At 63.0% G+C, this 962-nt stretch carries 2 protein-coding genes; both read right to left on the minus strand.

The annotated features are described in order from the left end of the window. Positions 1-306 (minus strand): hypothetical protein (locus tag VQ045_RS21790; protein WP_331831620.1); only part of this gene is annotated, 306 nt, incomplete at its 3' end. After that, a complete protein-coding gene (locus tag VQ045_RS21795; protein WP_331831621.1) occupies positions 303-827 on the minus strand; it encodes a J domain-containing protein in 525 nt (174 codons plus the stop codon). The genes VQ045_RS21795 and VQ045_RS21790, both read right to left, overlap by 4 nt. Between the last annotated feature and the right edge of the window lie 135 nt (positions 828-962).

A 962-nucleotide genomic window follows, 5' to 3' on the forward strand; every position in this document is an offset into this window, starting at 1 on the left:
AGCCGCGATGATCGCCTTCTGGATGGGCTCGTCCTGCGCCGCGACAGCCGCGGTCAGTGACAACAGGCGTTGTCGTGTCTCGTAGAGCTGATCGGCCAAGGTCAACACCACCGGCAGGGTCTCCGCGTCGATCTCGAGGTCGTAATGCAGCGCGCAGATGAAACGGATCCGGGCGCATTCCATGTCCGAAAAGGTGAGCGTCCCGGCATCCGACTCCGCCGCGACGAGCTCATCGCGAAGCCAGGTCTCGAGATCCTTTCGCTGCAGCGCCGAGATGGCCGCGACAAGCGCGTCGATACCCGTCATTTCAGCATCTCCTTTCGCGGGGCTAGCCGGGTCTTTGGCTCCCATGTCTCCAGAAACGCGACCAGTTCGGGCTCCTCGGCCGCGGGAAGGACGATTTTGAGGGTGATCAGCTGATGCCCGCGCTGGCCGGTCTTGTGGTCGCGGATTCCCTTGCCGCGAAGCCGCAACGTTGTGCCGGTATTGGACCACCTCGGAACGGTCACCTTGACCGGTCCGGTGATGGTCGGCACCTCGATTCGGGCGCCCAGGGCCGCCTCCGTCAAGGTGACCGGCACGTCGACGTGAATGTTACCGTCCTTGGAGCGAAAGAACGAATGTGGCTGGACATGCAGTTCGACATAGGCGTCGCCCGGCGCTCCATCGCCAAACCCAGGCATTCCTTGTCCTTTTAGCCGCAGCATCTGCCGGTCGGCTGCACCCTCGGGGATCTTGACCTGCAAGGTCTTGCCTTCAGGCAATGTGATCGTCCGCGTCGCGCCATTGGCCGCATCCAGAAAAGCCACCGGGAGCGCATAACTCACATCTTGTCCACGCGCCCTGAACGTGCCCTGGGCTCGTCGTCCTCCGCCTGAAAACGCGCGGGACAGAAACGCCTCCAGATCTTCATTGCTCGAAAAACCGTCCTGTGCGGCGTGCGAAGCGTAGGCGGGGCCGTC

It is taken from the genome of Aurantimonas sp. E1-2-R+4 (assembly GCF_036549515.1).
GTDB classification, from domain to species: Bacteria; Pseudomonadota; Alphaproteobacteria; order Rhizobiales; family Rhizobiaceae; genus Aurantimonas; species Aurantimonas coralicida_A.